Genomic DNA, 16,624 nt, shown 5'->3' on the forward strand with positions numbered 1-16,624 from the left:
CAGGGCTTCCTGTCTTCGCGTTGGTACAGCGCGTCCGGTTGGAAGTCCTGCACCTCGCCCCGCCGCTTCCGGCTGGGGTCGCTCAGCACGGTGTGTCGGTGACGTCGGATCGTCGACGAACAGCGGACCTAGTCGAACCCGTATGTGGAAGAGGGGGGTTCGTAGTGCCGTTCGTCCGTGCGCACCGGGGAGCAGTGGTCGGCTACGCTGCGGCCGGTTACCGTGACACGGGGACCCCGCGACTGCTGCCCCGAGGAGGGGGAGAGGAAAGTAGGCATGCGCTGCCTCCTAGTTTGCTGATTCCTCTACACCGGGGGGTGCCCGACTCTGGTAGTGGCCCGGTTACATACCTCCATTAACCCCCCGGGACCTGCACTTAGGCAACGCATCCCAGCATCCGTTTTTGTCCGTTTTCCAGATTGTTGCCAGGTGTTGACCGGTATTGGCGGCATCCGCTACGAGCGGGGTTCTGTAGCAACGTTGCGGCAGAGGTCTTTTCGTGAGCACCGCCGAAATCCACCGCCGAGCCGACAATCCCTGCGCTAAACAGCGGGAAGCCCTCTGCGGCACTTTCGCTCGCGACACGCCGCGCGGGCCATGCTTCGCCGTCGAGACCCGCATCAGCAGGCCGGAACGTCAGCTATCCCGAAGGAGCCTCCAGGGCCTCATGCGAAGGACTGCAATGGCGCCCGCGGGTATGACGTCGCGTGGCGGGGGTCGCCAACGAAATCGGGCTGCGTTCCGATGGACCGGCCGGGCAGCATGGCAAGATGCCGGATCTGCTGTGGAGTGACGTCAAGACCTTCTTCGACCCTGACCTGATGGGTGCTCTGCCGGATGTATCGGTGTCAGGCACCTCGGTAGAGGACTGGCAGGCGGTGTTCGACCTGGTCCGGTCGAGTGGTTGGGCGTGGGAGTACTCGGAGGGCGGCGACGCGAGACCGCTGCCGTCTGCCGCGAAGGTTCTGTCGCGCCCTGCCGAAGCGGAGATGGCCGATCTGCGGGTCTGGCCTGTCCCGGATGTGCTGGTGATCTTCCGGCCGGTGTCTGCAGCGGATATCGATTTCGACATCGACCTTCGCCAGCTGCAGGATCAGGCGGGGGTGGATACCCTCTGCAGCTTCCTGTGCGCTATCGGCCGTCGCTTGGGCAAGCCGGTGTCCATGACCGCGGAGGGTGACTACGGTAACCCAGTGCTCGGGTTCGATCCCGCAGCCGACCGCGTGGTGCTGCTGACGGATCCACGGCTCCGCTGACCTTCTTCCGAGGTGCTCGTGCAGGAGCATCACCGATCCGCCAGGAGTAGCACCGGCCCCTTTGTCGCAGCTCTGGCCGTCGAGTAGCCTCCCATTCGACATCGCGTCGTGCATGGCGTCTTGTTCTTGGGGAGGGAAGTCGCTCATGGGTGTTCGTATCGGCCGCCGGTCGTCTGTGCTGCACCTTCTTCTGTGCTTGGTGGTGTGGCTGGTTGGCTGTTCCCCCGATATCGATATGCCGGACTATCGACCGGGCTTCTCGTCGTTGCCGGCCACCTGTGCTGACGCGGTGGCACCGGCAGAACACGCCCTCAAAGCGTTTGCGGGCGAGTTGTACAGCCCGGCTGATGGATTCGAGCAGAGCCGTATCGGCGGCCAGTATGGACAGAGTTTGTCCTGCGCCGTGAAGTATGGCGATCCGGTCCCTCGTGAGCCCATCAAGTCGGGTAGGGTGCCGATGTCGCGAAGCGTCGCGATCTCCTACGACATCACCACGCTGCCCGTTCGCGCCGAGGCGAGCACCACCGGCCTGTCAGCGCAGGCGACCAGAGCCAGCGACAGCTCGCGGCCGTCGCGGCTTCCCGGTATCGGCGACGACGCGATAACCTGGGTCGAGGAACCCAAAGGCGGCCCGGCGCGGGTTGGCGTTCGGTTCAGAATCGGCAACCTCGACGTGGATGTCGAGACATCCGGCAAGGATTGGTCCGGAACTCGTGAGCCCTTTCCTGTCGGCTACTCGGAGGAGCTGCGCAGAGATCTGCAGGTCGGTGCGGAATCAATCGCCAAAGCTGTTGCCCGGCATGCCGAGTCGGCACTGCCGACAACGATGCTTACCCGGCCCTCATCCGCCGATACGACCACTACGCCCGCACCAAGGACTACAGCTTCCCCGATTCCCGTATGGGATCCGTGCGGCATCTCGGATCGCGACATCAGCGCAGCCGGTCTCGAGGTGCTCTCGAAGCGGTCCGGAGGAGAAAGTCCGACGAGCGGCCGTGCGTCATGTACGTGGCGCGGCGCGTGGTATGAGGTCCTGGTTTCCAGCAGTGTCTCGTTCGAAGACGAGGTATGGGACCGGGACAAGTATGTGCGGCCAACGCCGCTGACAATCGGAGGGCGCCCCGCGGTGATGCTGTACTGGGCGCAATCGGATTACTTTTGCGACATAGCATTCGACGTGGCACGGAATACGAACTCCGGCGTGGTCCCGGGACTTGTCATGTTCGAAGCAGCGGTGAACGAGCACGATAGGCGACCTGAATTGTGTTCCGAGCTGAAACGGGTGGTGAACACTCTGGCATCAACTCTCCCGCCCGGTACCTGAGCCTGCGTGGCGGTATGCGGAATCCAAGCACTCGACCCAGTTTCGACAAAGCGATCTCAGGGAGAAGACGTGAGAGTTGTTTCCAAGGCTCCTGCACGGGTAGTAGTCGGAGGGTGAACGGTCAGCCTCAACTGCTCCCGGCCGGTCCGGGCCCGGTTTTCGATGTCCGGGTCATCTTGGATGGCACTGTCGACATGCGCACCTACCAACGCAAGTACCTCGTCGTCTACTCGCAGCAGCAGGGGGCGATTGGCTGGAGCCCGGCGCCTCTGCTTCAGGCCGACTATCAGGGCACCGTGTCGGCTCTGACAGCGTGCGTCGAATACTTGGACGAGCATTTCGGTTGGGAACTGGTAACCGTCTTCAACCGCCAGGTCGAGGCATGGTGCATCTACTACGCGATGCTCCGCCGCCGAACCCCACATCAGCAGGCATGACGTCAGCTATCCGGAAGGCGCCTTCAGGACCTCTGGCGAAGGGCTGCAACGGCGCTCGACTGACCGGGTGCTGGTAGATCTGATGCGTGGTGTTGGATCATGTTGTAACGAAGCTCGATTCGTTGACATCAGAGCGCGACGTCACCGCGCTGGGCACTCACCCCGGGATGCTGCCCACGCCCGAGCCCTGGATCAGGCGGAGCTATTGGCGCTTCGGGTTTGTCGGACCCATATTCGATATCCACATCGGATATCCGAGGTCATTGGCAAAAAAGCTGAGTGTTCTATTGCATTGATCGTGAAGGGTATGGCTAGAGTCTTTTGGTGCAGGGCTTTTGATTACTATTCCGCATCCGGGTATGAGCGCGACGGCTATCAGCCCTGTAGTCGTGCTGACCAAGCGTCCTACGACCCTACTCAATCGTCGCTCCTATCTCAGTGAATGCCGGTTACTGCGTCCGACTATCCGTATTTGCCGACCATTTATTTGTGCCGTCGGTGACGGTCGCGTCATTTTCAACTCTCGGCCTCAAACTCTGCGGAACTCAATGTGGACTATTCGAGTTTCCGTCGTGCGTTCATCGACTACGACCTCGCGGATCGTTCCCTTGCCTGGTGCCGAAAGGAACGTGTCCCCAGCTGATTGAACATTCGGCGAAGACGCGAGATCGGGCCCGGCAATAGTCTCCTCGATGAATGGTGGGTACACCTTCTCGAAAGTGGCTGCGAATCGAGACTGCTCCAACATCCAGCCGAGATCCGCGGGGGACATCTCTACAGCGATCTGGTACTTTCTGTTGCGGATAATCTGCTTCTTGACCAGGAGAATCTTCCCGCTTCCAGGAAGCACCCAGCCACCGAATTCGGTCGCTTCTTTCACCAACTCGGGGCTGGTTGAAGTCTCGACCTCCGGCGCTGTAGCGCGATCGATAGTGCTGCTGCAACCAGTTCCAGCGAGCGATACCACTGCAATCACGCTGATTATCAGGGCACGCAGGACCCACCATGGCACTCTCATCAAATGACCTCTCGGGCTAGGGGGTCAGGTATCACCGCGGCGGCGTCTTTCCCGGCCCAGCCGGCAAGTCGAGTACACCACTGGCAGGAAGAAGTCCCTCGTAGTGCCTTACCGTCGACGAACCGTACATATTAAATTCCCTCGCCAATCCAGCTGTATGTAGGGCACCCAGCTCGCGATCGGTCCATGTTGCACCAGCGATTGTTGTATTCTTTTTGCCATCCCAATTATAGCGGTCGAACAGGTGCGCCTGATAATCAAGCGTGATACGAGGCTGCTGGCCTTCGGCGTCCGGCTGGTGAACCACGGCCACCCCGCAGGCGCAAGCTTCCACTGAACCTATCGCCAGATACCAGTCCCGACTAGTAAAAGTGTAATCTTCCCACCCCGACTGGAACGGTGCGTTGCCACCAGCTATGCTCCGAACGACTTTGGTAACGATGCTGTCGATGTGCTGTTTCAGTCCGGGCTCATCATTCATGATCGTATCCACGTCGAGGATCAGGTCTTTACCGCTTCTCTGAAGATAGTGGTTCAAATGGCGGCCTGCATTGGGCAGGCCCGCGGCATCTGCGGCTGCCGCCGCACCAAGTGCTACATCCAGGAACTTATAGTCGTCATAACGGCTGTACAGCGGTTGCGAACCAAACGGACCCTGCCCAGGGTCCGTGGGCGGAAACGGTGGCATCGGCGGGATATCGGGTGCCATCAGAGCCCTCCGCTCATTACACTCATGTGCCTGACATCAACATTTCTTGTTAGACTGCGATCAGATGGAAGATCGTGTGACCAATCGGAAGTAGTTGGGTCAAACAGAGGAGCCAATGCTGTCCTCCCACCATATGGTGTCGCCGAATCCGAACCTAATTACGCCCGCATCGACTACAACCTTGTCTGGAATTTCAAAATCGCTCGCGTTGAATATTGGCATCGTTCGCCCAGGAGAATAGTCCAGAGCCCGGGAAGCCTTTTCGATAACTGCCACAATCTCACTTTGTCGGGACTCTGCCAAATTTCTCAAAGCCTCGACCTGCGATGCGATTTCGAACCTGATTGTTTCCCTGATCGGTTTATTGATATACGGCGCCCACACACCCAGTGGGAAAGTAGCGTCAAGATAGGTCATCGGCTGCAGGATTCCGGCAGTCAGCCCGATCGCCTGATTGTAAACCAAGCGCTCGAGACACGCGCCTGCGTTCTCAACGATTTTCGACACGGCCTCCAGATCGATGCTTCGTCCGGCGACCGATTGCCAGAGGGTATTTGCGCTTGCCCCGAATGCCTGCGATGCATCCCCAGACCATCTGCCTTGCAACCATCTGGTGCCGCTGCTGAGGTTCTCCGAGGTGACGTAGTCGTTGATGCCGAGCAGGCCGATCCGGTTGCCGATAGCCTGCAAGACCTCCCAGTCCGCTACCAGCGGAGAAAGGTAGTCCGCTGCGGGCCTGATGCCGATCGCTTCGCTCAGCCGATCGTCGTATGTAGAAATCAGGTTGATACCTACGGCGACCACCTGCCGGACCGTGTACTGGTTCTCCGGAACCTCCGGCAGGCTGGGCAGTTGTAGAGCGCCGAATCGGCTGACATCTCGAGTGCCACCTGCTGAACCGGTCGCGCCCATGTTTCCGAAGATGCTCGTCGATACCGCTGAAATCGCCTTCGCGGAGGTATCGTCGGTCGCTTGGTACCTGGTCCCCGCCGTGGCCAGGTTCGCACCAAGGGTGCCGATGGCAGTCAGATCAGCTTGCTGTGCCGCCGATACCGCCCTCTGAAACTGGTCAAGCGGTGATGCGAGACTGGCCATAAGCCCCGTCGATCCCGTGGGCAGGGACACGCCCGACAGCAAGCGCGAGGCGTTCGACGAAAAATTTGTTCCGAGGTCCTGCAGATCCAACTTGAACCCCGCAAGACTGGACAGGTCACCCGCAAAGTTATCCACGCCGCCTCCGGGATACCCAGGCCGGACCGGCGTCGGCTCGAGCAATCGATTGCCGATTACCGCGACAGTGTGTGTACGTGTTGGTCTGCGATGGCATTGGCCTGAACCCCCGTCTGATAACGCCGCTGGGCGTGCGTCAGAGCCTATGTACATTACGACGGCCGGCGCAACCATGATCAGGCCGTCCGCAACTGTTCCGCCGGCGGCTGACGCTCACTCAGGAGCGGGTTCGGTTCCGGTGGGCTGGTTACCAGGTTTCGGGGCGGGTGGATTCGAGGTGGTGGAGGGCTTGGTCGATCCAGGTTGTGAAGTGGGTGGTCAGGTCGGTGGGCGTGGTGGGGCGGACGGTGATGTGGTGGGTGCGGTGTTCGGTGTAGCGGCCGTCGTTGGAGATGTCGTGCCATTGGAGGACTTTGGCGGGTTTGGCGTGGGTGTGTAGGGGAGCGGGGAGGAGGACGGCGATGCCGCCGCCGTCGGCTGGGCGGCCGAGGAGGCGCAGGTATTGCTCGCGCGGGGTGTTGCGGGCGTTGTCCTGGAGGTAGGTGTCGCGGCGCGGGGTCAGATCGTCGGGGTGGAAGGTGGCGGGGCGTTCGGTGCCGGGCTTGCAGGCGGGGATCGCGTTCACCAGGCGGGTGGGGAGTTGGTCGGCGGGGAACATGCGCACGCGAATGGGGCTCTGTTCGTGTTGGTTGCCGGCCTGGCTGAGGACGACGGCGTGGTAGTTGGTGCGGGCGCCGAGGATCCGGTATTCGCGCAGGTCGTCGCGGCCGGTGCTGTTCTTGTGCTTGCACGTGCCGCCGAGAATTTCGATGCGGAGTTCGGACGTGCTCAGGGTGTGCATGGCGGCGTTGATTTCATCGAGCTCGTCGGCGGAGTAGCGGGTGCGGACGGCGGTGCGGTGGGCGTCGAAGTCGTCGCGGAAGGTGAAGCGGCTGGTGTAGCGCAGCGGGCTCGGGAAACGGTCGTGGGCGTCGCCGTACCAGAGAGCGGCGAAGTCGTCCGGTTCCCAGGTCCATTCAGCCATGTGAAGTCCTATCTGGCCGCATCGCGGCGGCCGCTGTCGTGCGCGGACACGCCCGCCACTGGTTGGCGAGGCAGGCGGTGCCGAGTAGAGAGGGCGGCACGTGCCCGCGGCCGATGTGCGAGGCGGGGCAGATGCCGGGGCCGGACGAGTTTGGTACATGCCCGCCGCGGTATGGAACGTGGTCGTATGCCGGGGCGGAATGGGTTTGCGCTGGACGGTCAGGAGGTCGCGTCTGCGGGGATCCCGGTCGGCTGGAAAACCTCCGCGACCAATCGAACTGCCCGCGTGGGGTCATGGCCTCGTCGCGTGAATTCCGGTGGTGGCCCGCTCACTGTGGCTCGCCGCCGATTACGCCGCCGGGCAGCGTCTTCGGGAGCTCACCGAGCAGTTCGTCAGTGTTCTCCTGGTTGATGAGGTAGTCCGGAGTGGTGTGCGTGGACTCCTCGTCCTTGCCGCCACCGCGTGCACCGGGTGCCATCATGCCGGGAACACCGCCCATACCGCGCGCGCTTGCGGCTGTCGCGGCGGCCGCCGGTTTCGCCGCTGTGCTCGGCGTTCCCGGCGCGCCCGGGATGCTGCGTCCAGGTTGCGGCTGGTTCGGCGTGCCAGGGGTTCCCGGTATGCCGGGTGTCCCTGGGCCGTGCGGGGTTCCGGTACCGGTCGGCACGGTTCTGGTGGGGTCCGTTGTCGGGTTCGTCGCCGTGGGATCCACGCCGGCGGGTGTGGTCGACGTGTTGGCCGGTGTCGTGTTGGAAGACTGCTGCTCCTGTGACGACTGGTCGGCAGGATTCTGCTCCTGGGCGCCCGGTTCATCGGGCTTGCCGTCGCCGTCCTTGTCACCGGGGACGCCGGAGTCGGTGGTGCCGGGATTACTGCCCGGGCTGGTCGAGTTCGGACCGCCGTTGTTGCTGTTCTGGTATCCACCCGGCGGGGGAGCTGGAATGTCCACCGACGCGGTAGGGCCGACCGGCGTGGGCAGCACCGGAATCTTGCCGTCCATTTCGCTGAACGGCTGCACGTAGAACTGCTTCATCGCGGCCCGTGCGGCCTGCTCGGCCTCGGATTGCTCGCCCGAAAGACTCCAGCGGCTCGGGTGGAAAACTCGCTCGGTCCAGGGGTAGTGGACGGTGTCAGGGAGCGCCTTCTTGGTGTTCTCGATCGCGGTCGCGGCGTCGCGCACGCGGCAGTACAGCTCCTCTAGGGAGTTGGTGAGGTTCTGCGCGTCGCTGGTGTACTTGGCGATCGCGTTCTTCGACTGCTCCGCGGCCGGGCCGGACCATGCTTGGGCGATCGAGGTTTGGATGGAGCGGGCGAACGTTTCCACGCCCTGCTCCCACTGGTTGCGGGCCTGCCAGTACTTGTCCGCTTGCGTGTACGCGGTGGTGGGATTGAGCGGCTTGAACGAATCGTTGATCCGGGGGTGTTCCCAGCTGTCAGGATGCTCGCCGCCGTTGGGAATGCGGGTGTTCTCGTAGCCGCTCATTTGCCTGTTCCGTCCGGGAGCAGAACCGGTCCGAACGGGCGTTGGACGGGTGGGCGCTCCGGGAGCGTCGTGTTCAGCTTGTTGAACTCAGCAGCAAAGTCGCTGTCCACCTGCATCATTCGATCCCTGACGATCTTGTAGGTCTCCTGAATGTCCTCGACAATACGGTAGTGATGGTCCAGGATTTGGTAGACGCTGTTGCCATCCGCGGCGCCGTTCGCTTTCGTTCGAAAACGGTCTACCAAGGTACCGGCCGACACCATGCCCTCTACTTTCTCGCCGAGCCCCCAGTGGTCCGCTCTCGCGACATCTGCCACAGTCGTCTGAATATTGCGGATGGCTTCCTTGAAGAAGTTGCAGTCGCGGTCAAGATAGATGAAGTCTTCCGCCTTCATCTCAACCGCCAACTGCCCCTCGCGCGCCGCACTGATCATGTTCGCCATCGGCCGAGGCGTGTTGTCGTCGCTCATGTTTCATCCCTCCCGACGATTTGATGGATCGTGCTATGCGTTGGTCGGCATCGTTGGCACGATCTTCTCGGCAAGCATCCGTGCCAGTTGGCATGAATCAATCGATCCAGTATCTCGGTTCGAGGCCGGATTGAGGAGGTTGATGTCGAGACTGCCGCCCTTCATGGCGACGTTCACCGTGCACGCGTCCTTGATGTTGGGGCCGTCGAACTGACGAGTCGAGATCGCCTCGCGCCCAGCGATGGTGAACTCGGTCGCTTCGGGGAAGTGCCTGTCTCGTGTCATCTCGACGGTCAGGTTCGACGTGGTGATAGTGGCGAAGTAGCCATCAGTGCGTCCATATCGACACCCGCGCCATTTGATGCCACCGTTGGCACTTGAATTGGCCTCATCGCGGCGTCGGAGTTTCTCGGAGTCCAGGACGCTCTGCGGTATGTCCTTGCAAGTGTCATATGCGGTGGGTGCATCGGGGGCGATGCTGTGGTTCGGTTCGGGACTCCCGGTCGGCGTGGCATCGCCGTTGGTCGAGGAGTCGCAGCCTGCCAGCATGAGTGCGGCACCGACGGCGAAGATAGTCAGTCGCCGCGAACTCCGTCCTGATGTCATCGGTTCCCCTTGCACACCGGTGTTCTCCCTTCCCCTGGGGGGCCGGACCGGCTTCTCCGCCCCCCTCAGCGAATGTCGACGCTACCGGTGGGGTTCCTCAGGTGCAACCGATCGGACGTGCAGATGTATGGTCCTCGAGCGGCAAACTCGAGTCAGCAGCCGCGGAGCCTCCGGCGGCGGAGGCTCCAGGGCCGCGACCGAGCAGTTGGCCAGGAGCTATGGCAAGCGGAACTCGCCGCTAGATATGCTGGCAGTGAACGAGTCCCACTCGCTCGGTGGGAACACGAGATCCGGGCCAGTGGGATTCTTCGAGTCGCGCACACCTACGGAGCCGTCGCCAAGAAACGCGACCTCGACGCATTCCTTGTCCGAGCTGCTGTAGCTGCTCTTGAACCACGAGGCAGCGGATAGATCGGCGTTCACTCGGCGTACTCCTTTGCGATCTTGCGGAGGAGGGATCGGCTGTGCGCCTCATCAAGCGCCGATCGCTGAATATCGGCCCACGCTTGCCGGTATCCCCTTACCTCTTCGGGTTTCTCAAGATACAGGTCGCCGGTGAAGCCCTGCATGTAGATGATCGGCGGCTCGGTGAGATGTGCGGTCGGGTGCTTGGGGAACTCGAGCATCACGAACGGGCCGACCCGCAGGCCCGGATATGCCTCCGACTCGAGCGGAACCACCAACACCGAGATGTTCGGGTGTTCGCTGACTCTGGCCAGGTGCGCGACCTGATCTCCCATGACCGATGGTCCGCCGATCGGTCTACGCAACGCGGACTCATCGATGATCGCGTTGAGACTCAGCGGCTCTGAGTCGCTGTCCAAGCGGGCCTTTCGCCGGGTGAACACCTCGATGCGTCGTTCGACCTCCGGACCGGGCATCATGGGGTAGTCGACCCATATCAGTGCCCGCCGGTATTCGTTGGTTTGCAGCAGTCCGGGCAGAAGAGTCGTTTGGTAGGAGAAGACACGGCGGGCCGCTGCCTCCAATCCGACATAGTGGCTGAATCCCTTTGGGATGGCATCGTCGTAGTGGTACCACCACTCCGTGTGCTTGGTCTCCTCGGTCAGGGCGAGCAAGACGGCGGTCTGTTCGTCGGATGCGCCGTACAGCTTGCACAGCCGCTCGATGAGCAGCGGATGCAGCCGGACCAATTGTCCGGTCTCCATCCGCCAGAGGGTCTGCTTGCTCACACCGATCGCATCGCGGGCGAACTCGGCGCTGATGCCCGCGCTGATCCGCAGCGCCCGCAACTGACGGCCGAGCATGCGGCGGGGAAGGCTGGAACCTGTTGGAGTCACGACGAATTCCTTTCGTAGCCAAACTACTGGCCAGGTTGCTAACTGGAACCTTTTGGCGGGGATCCTTGGAACCTGGGCGGTTTCCGCCCGATTCCACAACTGATTACGTTCCCGCCCAGCAATATCCGGTGCTCTACTGAACGCGCCCGGTCCGAATCGAAGAAGTGCTGAAACCTTAACCGCGACAACGGTTCCAGGTCCAGCGATCGGGCATTTGCTCTTATCGGACCAATTGAATCGAGGCTGGCGAATGAACCATGCGGCATTCGCGGATACACCCGCGTCCCGCTGCGCGTTTTACCGCCGTACCTGCGGCCTGCCCGCCGGGATACACCCGGAGATCGGCCGGATCGTCGTGAAGGCGGGTGTGGTCGGCGGAATCACGATGCCCGACCGGCTGGGGCAGTGGGTGCGAGACGACATGCTTTTCCGAGGACACCCGCTGGGCCCGGTCGTCGCGCATATCCGTTCGCGCCGTTGGACTTTCCTGTGCCGTCCTGACCTTCCCGAGGACACGCGACTGTTCGCGGCCCTATTCCGGCTCGACGTGTCGGTCGTGCCATTCGGCAGCGAAATAGCGCTACCGTCGCCCGCCGACGCAAATGGCGGCTTTCGTCGCTGGGTGGTTGCACCCCGGGACACTTTCCGCCCATCCGCAGCGGTGATCGTGGACTGCGTACTGACCTGCGCGGGCCGGAGCATTGTCAACGAGCGTCAGCGAGTGCTCCAAGAAGACAGCGCGCAATCGAGCACGGCGGAGCGTCCCGGGGAGGCGCGACCGTGAGCACGCCTCAACGAGCGAACCGGGAACACAGTGCGCGGTCACGCCCAGCGGAGCTCAGCCCCAGCGAGGCGCGGCCGTGAACGATGTCTTGCCGACGAGAAGTCAACTGCTGCAAGCCTGCCGGGAAGGCGAGCCACCACCGGATCACCCGGTGCTGCTGCGCGCCCGCGCCCTGGCCGACCTGCACGCCCGCCGACTCGACGCGAACCAGGGTGCCGTGTCCGATATCGATGAATCCCGCGCCCGCCTGGTCCGGGACATCGACCGCTGGGCCGAGAGGCGCTTGCCCTCCGCCCGCGGCGGCGCCTACCTCCACACCGAATCCCTCGGCGCGGTGATCGACCGCTTGGCGCACCTCAGCGCCACCGCATACGCGGCCCTCGCCGCCGACGCGGAATGGGACCTCTGGTTCGCCTGGGAGCGCCTAGCCGAATTAGCCCTCGCCTACGAGGACCTCGCCACCGAACTCACCATCGGCCGCCGCCGCTTGCCCAATGCTTTCTGATCGAGGCCGCAGGTTTCCTTCCATTACTTCTCGGAAGAGGGCCTGCGGCTTCCCGGCCTACGGCAGTTCGGGTTCCTCGGGTCATAGATCGCCGCTTGCCGGGCTCCGGCCGGTCGAGACTGCGCCACGTGGCCCCTCGTTCACGGCCGAGCGGGCAGTCAGCGTGCATTGTCCGCGCTGGCGTGCACCCTTGACCAGGACTACCCGTGTAGCGGCCGGTTACTCCGTACTGCGGCGTCGGCATGTCGAGGGAACGATTCGACGCCAGCCCTTGGCGCTCAGTCCCGCCGCAAGGTGGCGGCGAGGTGGTGCTGCAACGGCTCGCCGACCGCCGCCATGCGCAGGGTGTAGTCGATGGTGTCGCCGGAGAGGTGGATGGAGCGGCCGAGGGCGGTCACCAGTTTCGCGGTGCTGCTGCGGCCGATGCCGGTGGAGTCCAGTTCGAGGCGCAGGGTGCCGTCGTCGATGGTGAGTGAGCCCTCGCAGATTTCGGTGATCCCGGTGGGATGGGCGAGGATCAGCTCGACGCGGTCGGGACGCGGGCAGCGCAGATAGCCGGTTTCGGCGTGCAGCGGCCTGCCGTCGTCGGTGGCGCGGGTCTTCTGCCGGTAGGTGAGGAAGGGGCGGCCGAGGTGGCCGAACCGGATTTCCTCGACGTAGCCGAAGGGCTGGATGGTCGGGTATTCACCCTGGCCATTGCCGCGCCAAATGCCGAGCAGTGGAGCGAGCGGGGCGATATCAGGATGCGGAGCAATGGAGGGCTGGGGTTCGACCACGGCGGACAGCCTAGACCCGTGCTTCGCGCGCCGTTCCGCTACTCCCGAAATTGACCCACGCTAAGGTTAGGTTCACCTTAGCGCCAGGTGGCGTGTTGCCGGAAAGGAAACAGAAAAGTTGAACGGACGTTGGAATGAGTCGCGGCGCGGTGGTGCGCCCCGGGCGTGGGGCAGAAGCGGTCTGCTGCGCGCGTCGGCGCTGGGCGCTGCGCTGGTCGTCGCGGCAGCCTGCTCGGACTCGAAGTCCGAGGAGGTGCCGGCTCTCGACGGCAACAAGTACGTCCAGACCAATCTCGCCGCCAACGACGCCGAGTACAAGGCGCAGTTCACCTTCCCCGAGCTGGTGAACGCGTGGGGTCTCGCCGACCGGCCCAAGGGTGCGGGCGGGCACTTCTGGGTCGGCGCGGGCGGCAAGTCGTTCCAGTTCGTCGGTGACGTCACCAAGTCGTCGGACGAGCAAGTGCGGAAACTCTTCCAGGACGGGCTGAAGATCGTCACCATCCCCGGCGCCGACGCCGACACCTCGGACAACAGCGTGGGCAAGACCACCGGCGTCGTGTTCAACCCGGCGCCGATCACCTCCGATCTGTTCGTCGTGCACGACCAGCCGGTCGAGGCGGAAGGCGGTCCGCTGAACGGCTCGGCGCGGTTCATCTTCGCCACCGACTCGGGCAAGATCTCGGCGTGGACCGAGCAGGGTTCCGAGGGCCGGATCGTGCGTCACGACGGCCCGGCCAACCTGCTCTTCGACGGCCAGCCGCAGGGCATGCAGTTCTTCGGGATCGCGCTGACGCCTTCGGGGGACAAGCTGCTCGCCGCCGATTTCGGCGCCGACCCGCAGGTCCGGACGTTCGACAAGAATTGGCAGTTGATTCCCACCACCGGCTTCGCCAACCCGTTCGCCACCGGTGACGCGATCGACCCGGCCGCGCCGGAGAAGGGGAAGAAGGTCAAGCCGGGTGACCCCGCGCCGTTCAACGTTTCGACGATCGGCAACCGCGTTTTCGTCGCCTACGCCACCACACAGCCGAACGAAGACGACGCGGCCGAATTCGATGCCGGCGAAGAGGATTCGCTGGACAAGGATCAGGAGCAGGCCGCGGGCGGCAAGCCGGACAAGGGCAAGCTCGCCGAGTTCGACGCCGACGGCAAGCTGGTGCGCATCCTCGATGACGGCAAGCGCCTGAACGCGCCGTGGGCGGTGACCGTCGCGCCGGAGGGTTTCGGCCCGCTCAGCGGCAAGTTGCTGGTCGGCAACTTCGGCGGCGCCGGACATGTGCTCGCCTACGACGACGCCACCGGCAAGTTCGCCGATTACCTGCGCGACGCCGACGGCAAGCCGGTGGCGATCGAAGGTCTGTGGGCGCTGATGTTCGGTAACGGCGAGAGCCTCGGCGACGCCGACTCGCTGTACTTCACCGCGGGACCCGACGATGAGAAGGACGGCCTGTTCGGCAAGCTCCGCTTGAAGTAGATCCCCGTCGCAGCGGCCCGCGTCATTCGGCGCGGGCCGCTGCTGCGTTATCGCCCCCCGTCGGTGCCGACGCCCGGCGTTCGGTGCGCCGCTCCCGAATAGCTGCTTCGACCTCCTCCACGGCAGTGCGAATGGTGGCGCCGTAGCCGTCGTCGGCGAGGGTATGCACATGGGCGCGGGCGGCGTCGATCTCGCGCTGCGCGGCCGCGAACGAGCCGAGCCTGCGGTAGTCGTCGGCGAGGTTCAGATGCAGTGACGGGTAGAAGCCCGCCACCCGCAGTGATGCGTCATAGGTCTGGGTGCGATCGTCCGAGAGGCTATCGGCGGCGTCCAGTGCCCGGATATCCCAGGTGAGCGCCTCGGCGGCATCGTCGTACAGGTCGGCCAGGTAGTGGGCGAGAGCACAGCGATGCAGCGGATCGCCCTGCGGCCCGAGCGAGGACCACAGGGCGAGCAGAGCGTCGCGCGCGTCATCCGGACGGCCGTCGCGACCGAGCGCGACCGCGTCGGTGATGGTGGCCATGGTCTGGTCTGGGGTGGTCATCGGTCTCCTGAGGGTGGGCGGATGGAGTGGGTCGAGTCGGTGCGGTCGTCAACGATCTGTGGGGCGGACGATCGCGCTTCGGCGGCTTCGCGACCGAGCGGACCGCGGGGCGCTGCGTCTTGCTGGGCATGAGTAGGTGCTGAAATCGCTGGTGGCGGTACATCGTCCGATCGGATGGTGGGTATCGATCGGCGGCGTCCGGGCTGGGTGGAGGTGGGCAGCCATGCGCTCGTAGGCGGCTTGGGCACTGGTCCTATGGGCGTCGTCCCGCGTAGTCGTGGTTGTCGGCGGATCGTGTGGGCATTGTCAGCGTGGTGAGGTCGCCGTCGGTGGCGGATCGCAGGACCACCGGCTGATCCGTACCGGTGATATCGAGCATGAGGTCGGGTCCGAGCGCGGTATGCACGGCGGGCAGCAGGGTCGCGGGGTCGAACGACAGGGTGATGGCGGAACCCGTGACGGTAGCGGGAAGACGGTGCGCTTCGTAGCCGGCCGACACTCGGACGCCGGTTGAGTCGATGACGAATCGCACTGTTGCAGTGGCCGTTTCGAGCAGAGACAGCAAGCAGCCGCGGGCGGCGATCACCCTGGTGCGGGCCGGTCCGAGCCCGGACAGCACGACGCGGTGATCTGGGAAGGGCTCATCGATGACGGCGGACCGATGCTCGGTGCCGTCCCCAGCCATGACCAAACCGTCTTCGGTCGGAGTCGCGACGACCTCGTCCACGGTGCGCAACCAGGCGGTGATCGAGCCGAGGCCGTCAAGGTCGAGCACTCGGGACCAGTCGCCGCCGTGCTGCCTGTTCGCCACCACGGTGCGGGTGGATAGGCGGTAGCGATCGGTTGCCGTGAGAGTCAGCGCGTTTCCGCTCGCTTCCAGCAGAACTCCTGCCAGCACCGGGATCTCGCGGGTGCGTGCCGCGGCGGCGTGGACCTGCTCGAGGGCCTGGGCCAGGACGGCCGCGGAGACCGCCACGTGCGGCCCGAGTGACCGCATGACCATCGTGGCGACGCGGGCGGCCTCGCCGGCCCGCCGCGCGAGCTCGTCCACGTGACGGTCGAGCAGGTCCCGCGCCAGCCCGGTGTCGCCGGAGAGAATCTCCGCGATCGTCTCCAGCGGCAGGTCGATCGCGCGCAGCTGCCGGATGAGGGTCGCCCGCTCGCGGTGCGTCTCGGTGTAATAGCGGTATCCGGTCCGCGGGTCGACCCGAGCGGGGACGAGCAGCCCGCAGTCGTCGTAGAACCGCAGCGCGCTCGCGGTGAGCCCGCTTGCCCGTGCCAGCACGCCGATCGTGATCAACCCTGCCGATTCCGAACTCGCCACCCGGCCATCATGGAGCCTCAACCAACTCGAAGGTCAAACGTGAACTTCTCGCCCGGCCGGTGCGGGTTGTTCAGTTCGCCTGCGGGTCGGTCGGGGTTACGCGCCAGCGGCGGGACCAGTCCCAGATCGGGCGCAGTGCCGCGCCGAGTTCGATGCCCGCGGTGGTCAATTCGTATGACTTGTCGGGGTTCTTCGCGATCAGGCCCGCGGCTTGCAGGTGTTGCAGTCGCACCGAGAGCATGCTCGACGAGCAGTTGCCCATGCGGCGGCGCAGTTCGAGGAAGCCGAGGCGGTCGGGTTCCAGCATAGTGGTTCTGAAATAGAAGCATGGGCCGGGCTTCTCCTGGCGCGATCGAAAG

At 64.0% G+C, this 16,624-nt stretch carries 19 protein-coding genes; 6 read left to right on the plus strand and 13 right to left on the minus strand.

Translation table 11 applies throughout. The annotated features are described in order from the left end of the window. The first annotated feature begins 770 nt into the window (after positions 1 to 770). From ACWPXK_RS12090 to ACWPXK_RS12100, 3 genes are all read left to right on the plus strand, one after another. The gene (locus ACWPXK_RS12090; RefSeq protein WP_454196137.1) at positions 771 to 1,256 is read left to right on the plus strand and encodes a hypothetical protein; all 486 of its coding nucleotides are present in this window, start codon (positions 771 to 773) and stop codon (positions 1,254 to 1,256) included. Positions 1,257 to 1,401: 145 nt separating this feature from the next. Beyond that, complete coding sequence (locus ACWPXK_RS12095) at positions 1,402 to 2,580, plus strand: DUF3558 family protein (RefSeq protein ID WP_454196138.1); 1,179 nt, start codon at positions 1,402 to 1,404, stop codon at positions 2,578 to 2,580. Between the two features lie 113 nt (positions 2,581 to 2,693). After that, positions 2,694 to 3,017 (plus strand): hypothetical protein, encoded by a 324-nt coding sequence (locus ACWPXK_RS12100; RefSeq protein WP_454196139.1) that lies wholly within the window; start codon positions 2,694 to 2,696, stop codon positions 3,015 to 3,017. 529 nt (positions 3,018 to 3,546) lie between these two features. Here ACWPXK_RS12100 and ACWPXK_RS12105 read toward each other — a convergent pair. The 9 genes from ACWPXK_RS12105 to ACWPXK_RS12145 form a co-directional block, all read right to left on the minus strand. Then, on the minus strand, positions 3,547 to 4,035 hold the full coding sequence (locus tag ACWPXK_RS12105; RefSeq protein WP_454196140.1) for a hypothetical protein: 489 nt from the start codon (positions 4,033 to 4,035) through the stop codon (positions 3,547 to 3,549). Positions 4,036 to 4,066: 31 nt separating this feature from the next. After that, entirely contained in the window at positions 4,067 to 4,744 is a 678-nt protein-coding gene (locus ACWPXK_RS12110) for a hypothetical protein (protein WP_454196141.1), read from the minus strand. A gap of 99 nt (positions 4,745 to 4,843) precedes the next feature. Then, complete coding sequence (locus ACWPXK_RS12115; protein WP_454196142.1) at positions 4,844 to 5,974, minus strand: hypothetical protein; 1,131 nt, start codon at positions 5,972 to 5,974, stop codon at positions 4,844 to 4,846. Between the two features lie 247 nt (positions 5,975 to 6,221). Then, on the minus strand, positions 6,222 to 6,998 hold the full coding sequence (locus ACWPXK_RS12120; RefSeq protein WP_454196143.1) for an ESX secretion-associated protein EspG: 777 nt from the start codon (positions 6,996 to 6,998) through the stop codon (positions 6,222 to 6,224). A gap of 328 nt (positions 6,999 to 7,326) precedes the next feature. Next, on the minus strand, positions 7,327 to 8,481 hold the full coding sequence (locus ACWPXK_RS12125) for a WXG100 family type VII secretion target (protein WP_454196144.1): 1,155 nt from the start codon (positions 8,479 to 8,481) through the stop codon (positions 7,327 to 7,329). Further along, positions 8,478 to 8,951, minus strand: coding sequence for a hypothetical protein (locus ACWPXK_RS12130; RefSeq protein WP_454196145.1), 474 nt, complete (start codon positions 8,949 to 8,951; stop codon positions 8,478 to 8,480). Before ACWPXK_RS12130 ends, ACWPXK_RS12125 begins: the two co-directional genes overlap by 4 nt. Positions 8,952 to 8,984: 33 nt before the next feature. Then, positions 8,985 to 9,557, minus strand: coding sequence for a DUF3558 domain-containing protein (locus ACWPXK_RS12135; RefSeq protein ID WP_454196146.1), 573 nt, complete (start codon positions 9,555 to 9,557; stop codon positions 8,985 to 8,987). A gap of 216 nt (positions 9,558 to 9,773) precedes the next feature. Beyond that, positions 9,774 to 9,980, minus strand: a complete 207-nt coding sequence (locus ACWPXK_RS12140; RefSeq protein WP_454196147.1) for a DUF397 domain-containing protein — start codon at positions 9,978 to 9,980, stop codon at positions 9,774 to 9,776. Continuing rightward, positions 9,977 to 10,858, minus strand: a complete 882-nt coding sequence (locus ACWPXK_RS12145; RefSeq protein ID WP_454196148.1) for a helix-turn-helix domain-containing protein — start codon at positions 10,856 to 10,858, stop codon at positions 9,977 to 9,979. The genes ACWPXK_RS12140 and ACWPXK_RS12145 overlap by 4 nt, the downstream gene beginning before the upstream one ends. Before the next feature lie 250 nt (positions 10,859 to 11,108). Between ACWPXK_RS12145 and ACWPXK_RS12150 the strand changes: the two genes are divergently transcribed. Together ACWPXK_RS12150 and ACWPXK_RS12155 are read left to right on the plus strand one after the other, a co-directional pair. After that, entirely contained in the window at positions 11,109 to 11,642 is a 534-nt protein-coding gene (locus ACWPXK_RS12150; protein WP_454196149.1) for a DNA-directed RNA polymerase subunit beta, read from the plus strand. Between the two features lie 76 nt (positions 11,643 to 11,718). Then, positions 11,719 to 12,147, plus strand: coding sequence for a DUF4254 domain-containing protein (locus ACWPXK_RS12155; protein WP_454196150.1), 429 nt, complete (start codon positions 11,719 to 11,721; stop codon positions 12,145 to 12,147). A gap of 278 nt (positions 12,148 to 12,425) precedes the next feature. Here ACWPXK_RS12155 and ACWPXK_RS12160 read toward each other — a convergent pair whose 3' ends face one another. Then, on the minus strand, positions 12,426 to 12,923 hold the full coding sequence (locus tag ACWPXK_RS12160; protein WP_454196151.1) for a peroxynitrite isomerase: 498 nt from the start codon (positions 12,921 to 12,923) through the stop codon (positions 12,426 to 12,428). A 181-nt stretch (positions 12,924 to 13,104) separates the two neighbouring features. On the opposite strand from ACWPXK_RS12160, the gene ACWPXK_RS12165 reads away from it, so the two are divergent. Then, on the plus strand, positions 13,105 to 14,397 hold the full coding sequence (locus tag ACWPXK_RS12165) for a TIGR03118 family protein (RefSeq protein WP_454196434.1): 1,293 nt from the start codon (positions 13,105 to 13,107) through the stop codon (positions 14,395 to 14,397). Positions 14,398 to 14,419: 22 nt separating this feature from the next. Here ACWPXK_RS12165 and ACWPXK_RS12170 read toward each other — a convergent pair whose 3' ends face one another. The 3 genes from ACWPXK_RS12170 to ACWPXK_RS12180 form a co-directional block, all read right to left on the minus strand. After that, positions 14,420 to 14,941 (minus strand): hypothetical protein, encoded by a 522-nt coding sequence (locus tag ACWPXK_RS12170; RefSeq protein ID WP_454196152.1) that lies wholly within the window; start codon positions 14,939 to 14,941, stop codon positions 14,420 to 14,422. A gap of 253 nt (positions 14,942 to 15,194) precedes the next feature. Then, positions 15,195 to 16,265, minus strand: coding sequence for a DNA polymerase III subunit beta family protein (locus ACWPXK_RS12175; RefSeq protein ID WP_454196153.1), 1,071 nt, complete (start codon positions 16,263 to 16,265; stop codon positions 15,195 to 15,197). Positions 16,266 to 16,335: 70 nt separating this feature from the next. Next, a complete protein-coding gene (locus ACWPXK_RS12180) occupies positions 16,336 to 16,572 on the minus strand; it encodes a winged helix-turn-helix transcriptional regulator (RefSeq protein ID WP_454196154.1) in 237 nt (78 codons plus the stop codon). Positions 16,573 to 16,624 lie beyond the last annotated feature (52 nt).

Source organism: Nocardia sp. Marseille-Q1738 (assembly GCF_965283145.1).

Coding starts and splice junctions, on each gene's coding strand:
- ACWPXK_RS12090 (WP_454196137.1), top strand. CDS start 771: ATGCCGGATCTGCTGTGGAGTGACGTCAAGACCTTCTTCGACCCTGAC.
- ACWPXK_RS12095 (WP_454196138.1), top strand. CDS start 1,402: ATGGGTGTTCGTATCGGCCGCCGGTCGTCTGTGCTGCACCTTCTTCTG.
- ACWPXK_RS12105 (WP_454196140.1), bottom strand. CDS start 4,035: ATGAGAGTGCCATGGTGGGTCCTGCGTGCCCTGATAATCAGCGTGATT.
- ACWPXK_RS12110 (WP_454196141.1), bottom strand. CDS start 4,744: ATGGCACCCGATATCCCGCCGATGCCACCGTTTCCGCCCACGGACCCT.
- ACWPXK_RS12120 (WP_454196143.1), bottom strand. CDS start 6,998: ATGGCTGAATGGACCTGGGAACCGGACGACTTCGCCGCTCTCTGGTAC.
- ACWPXK_RS12125 (WP_454196144.1), bottom strand. CDS start 8,481: ATGAGCGGCTACGAGAACACCCGCATTCCCAACGGCGGCGAGCATCCT.
- ACWPXK_RS12130 (WP_454196145.1), bottom strand. CDS start 8,951: ATGAGCGACGACAACACGCCTCGGCCGATGGCGAACATGATCAGTGCG.
- ACWPXK_RS12135 (WP_454196146.1), bottom strand. CDS start 9,557: ATGACATCAGGACGGAGTTCGCGGCGACTGACTATCTTCGCCGTCGGT.
- ACWPXK_RS12150 (WP_454196149.1), top strand. CDS start 11,109: ATGAACCATGCGGCATTCGCGGATACACCCGCGTCCCGCTGCGCGTTT.
- ACWPXK_RS12170 (WP_454196152.1), bottom strand. CDS start 14,941: ATGACCACCCCAGACCAGACCATGGCCACCATCACCGACGCGGTCGCG.
- ACWPXK_RS12180 (WP_454196154.1), bottom strand. CDS start 16,572: ATGCTGGAACCCGACCGCCTCGGCTTCCTCGAACTGCGCCGCCGCATG.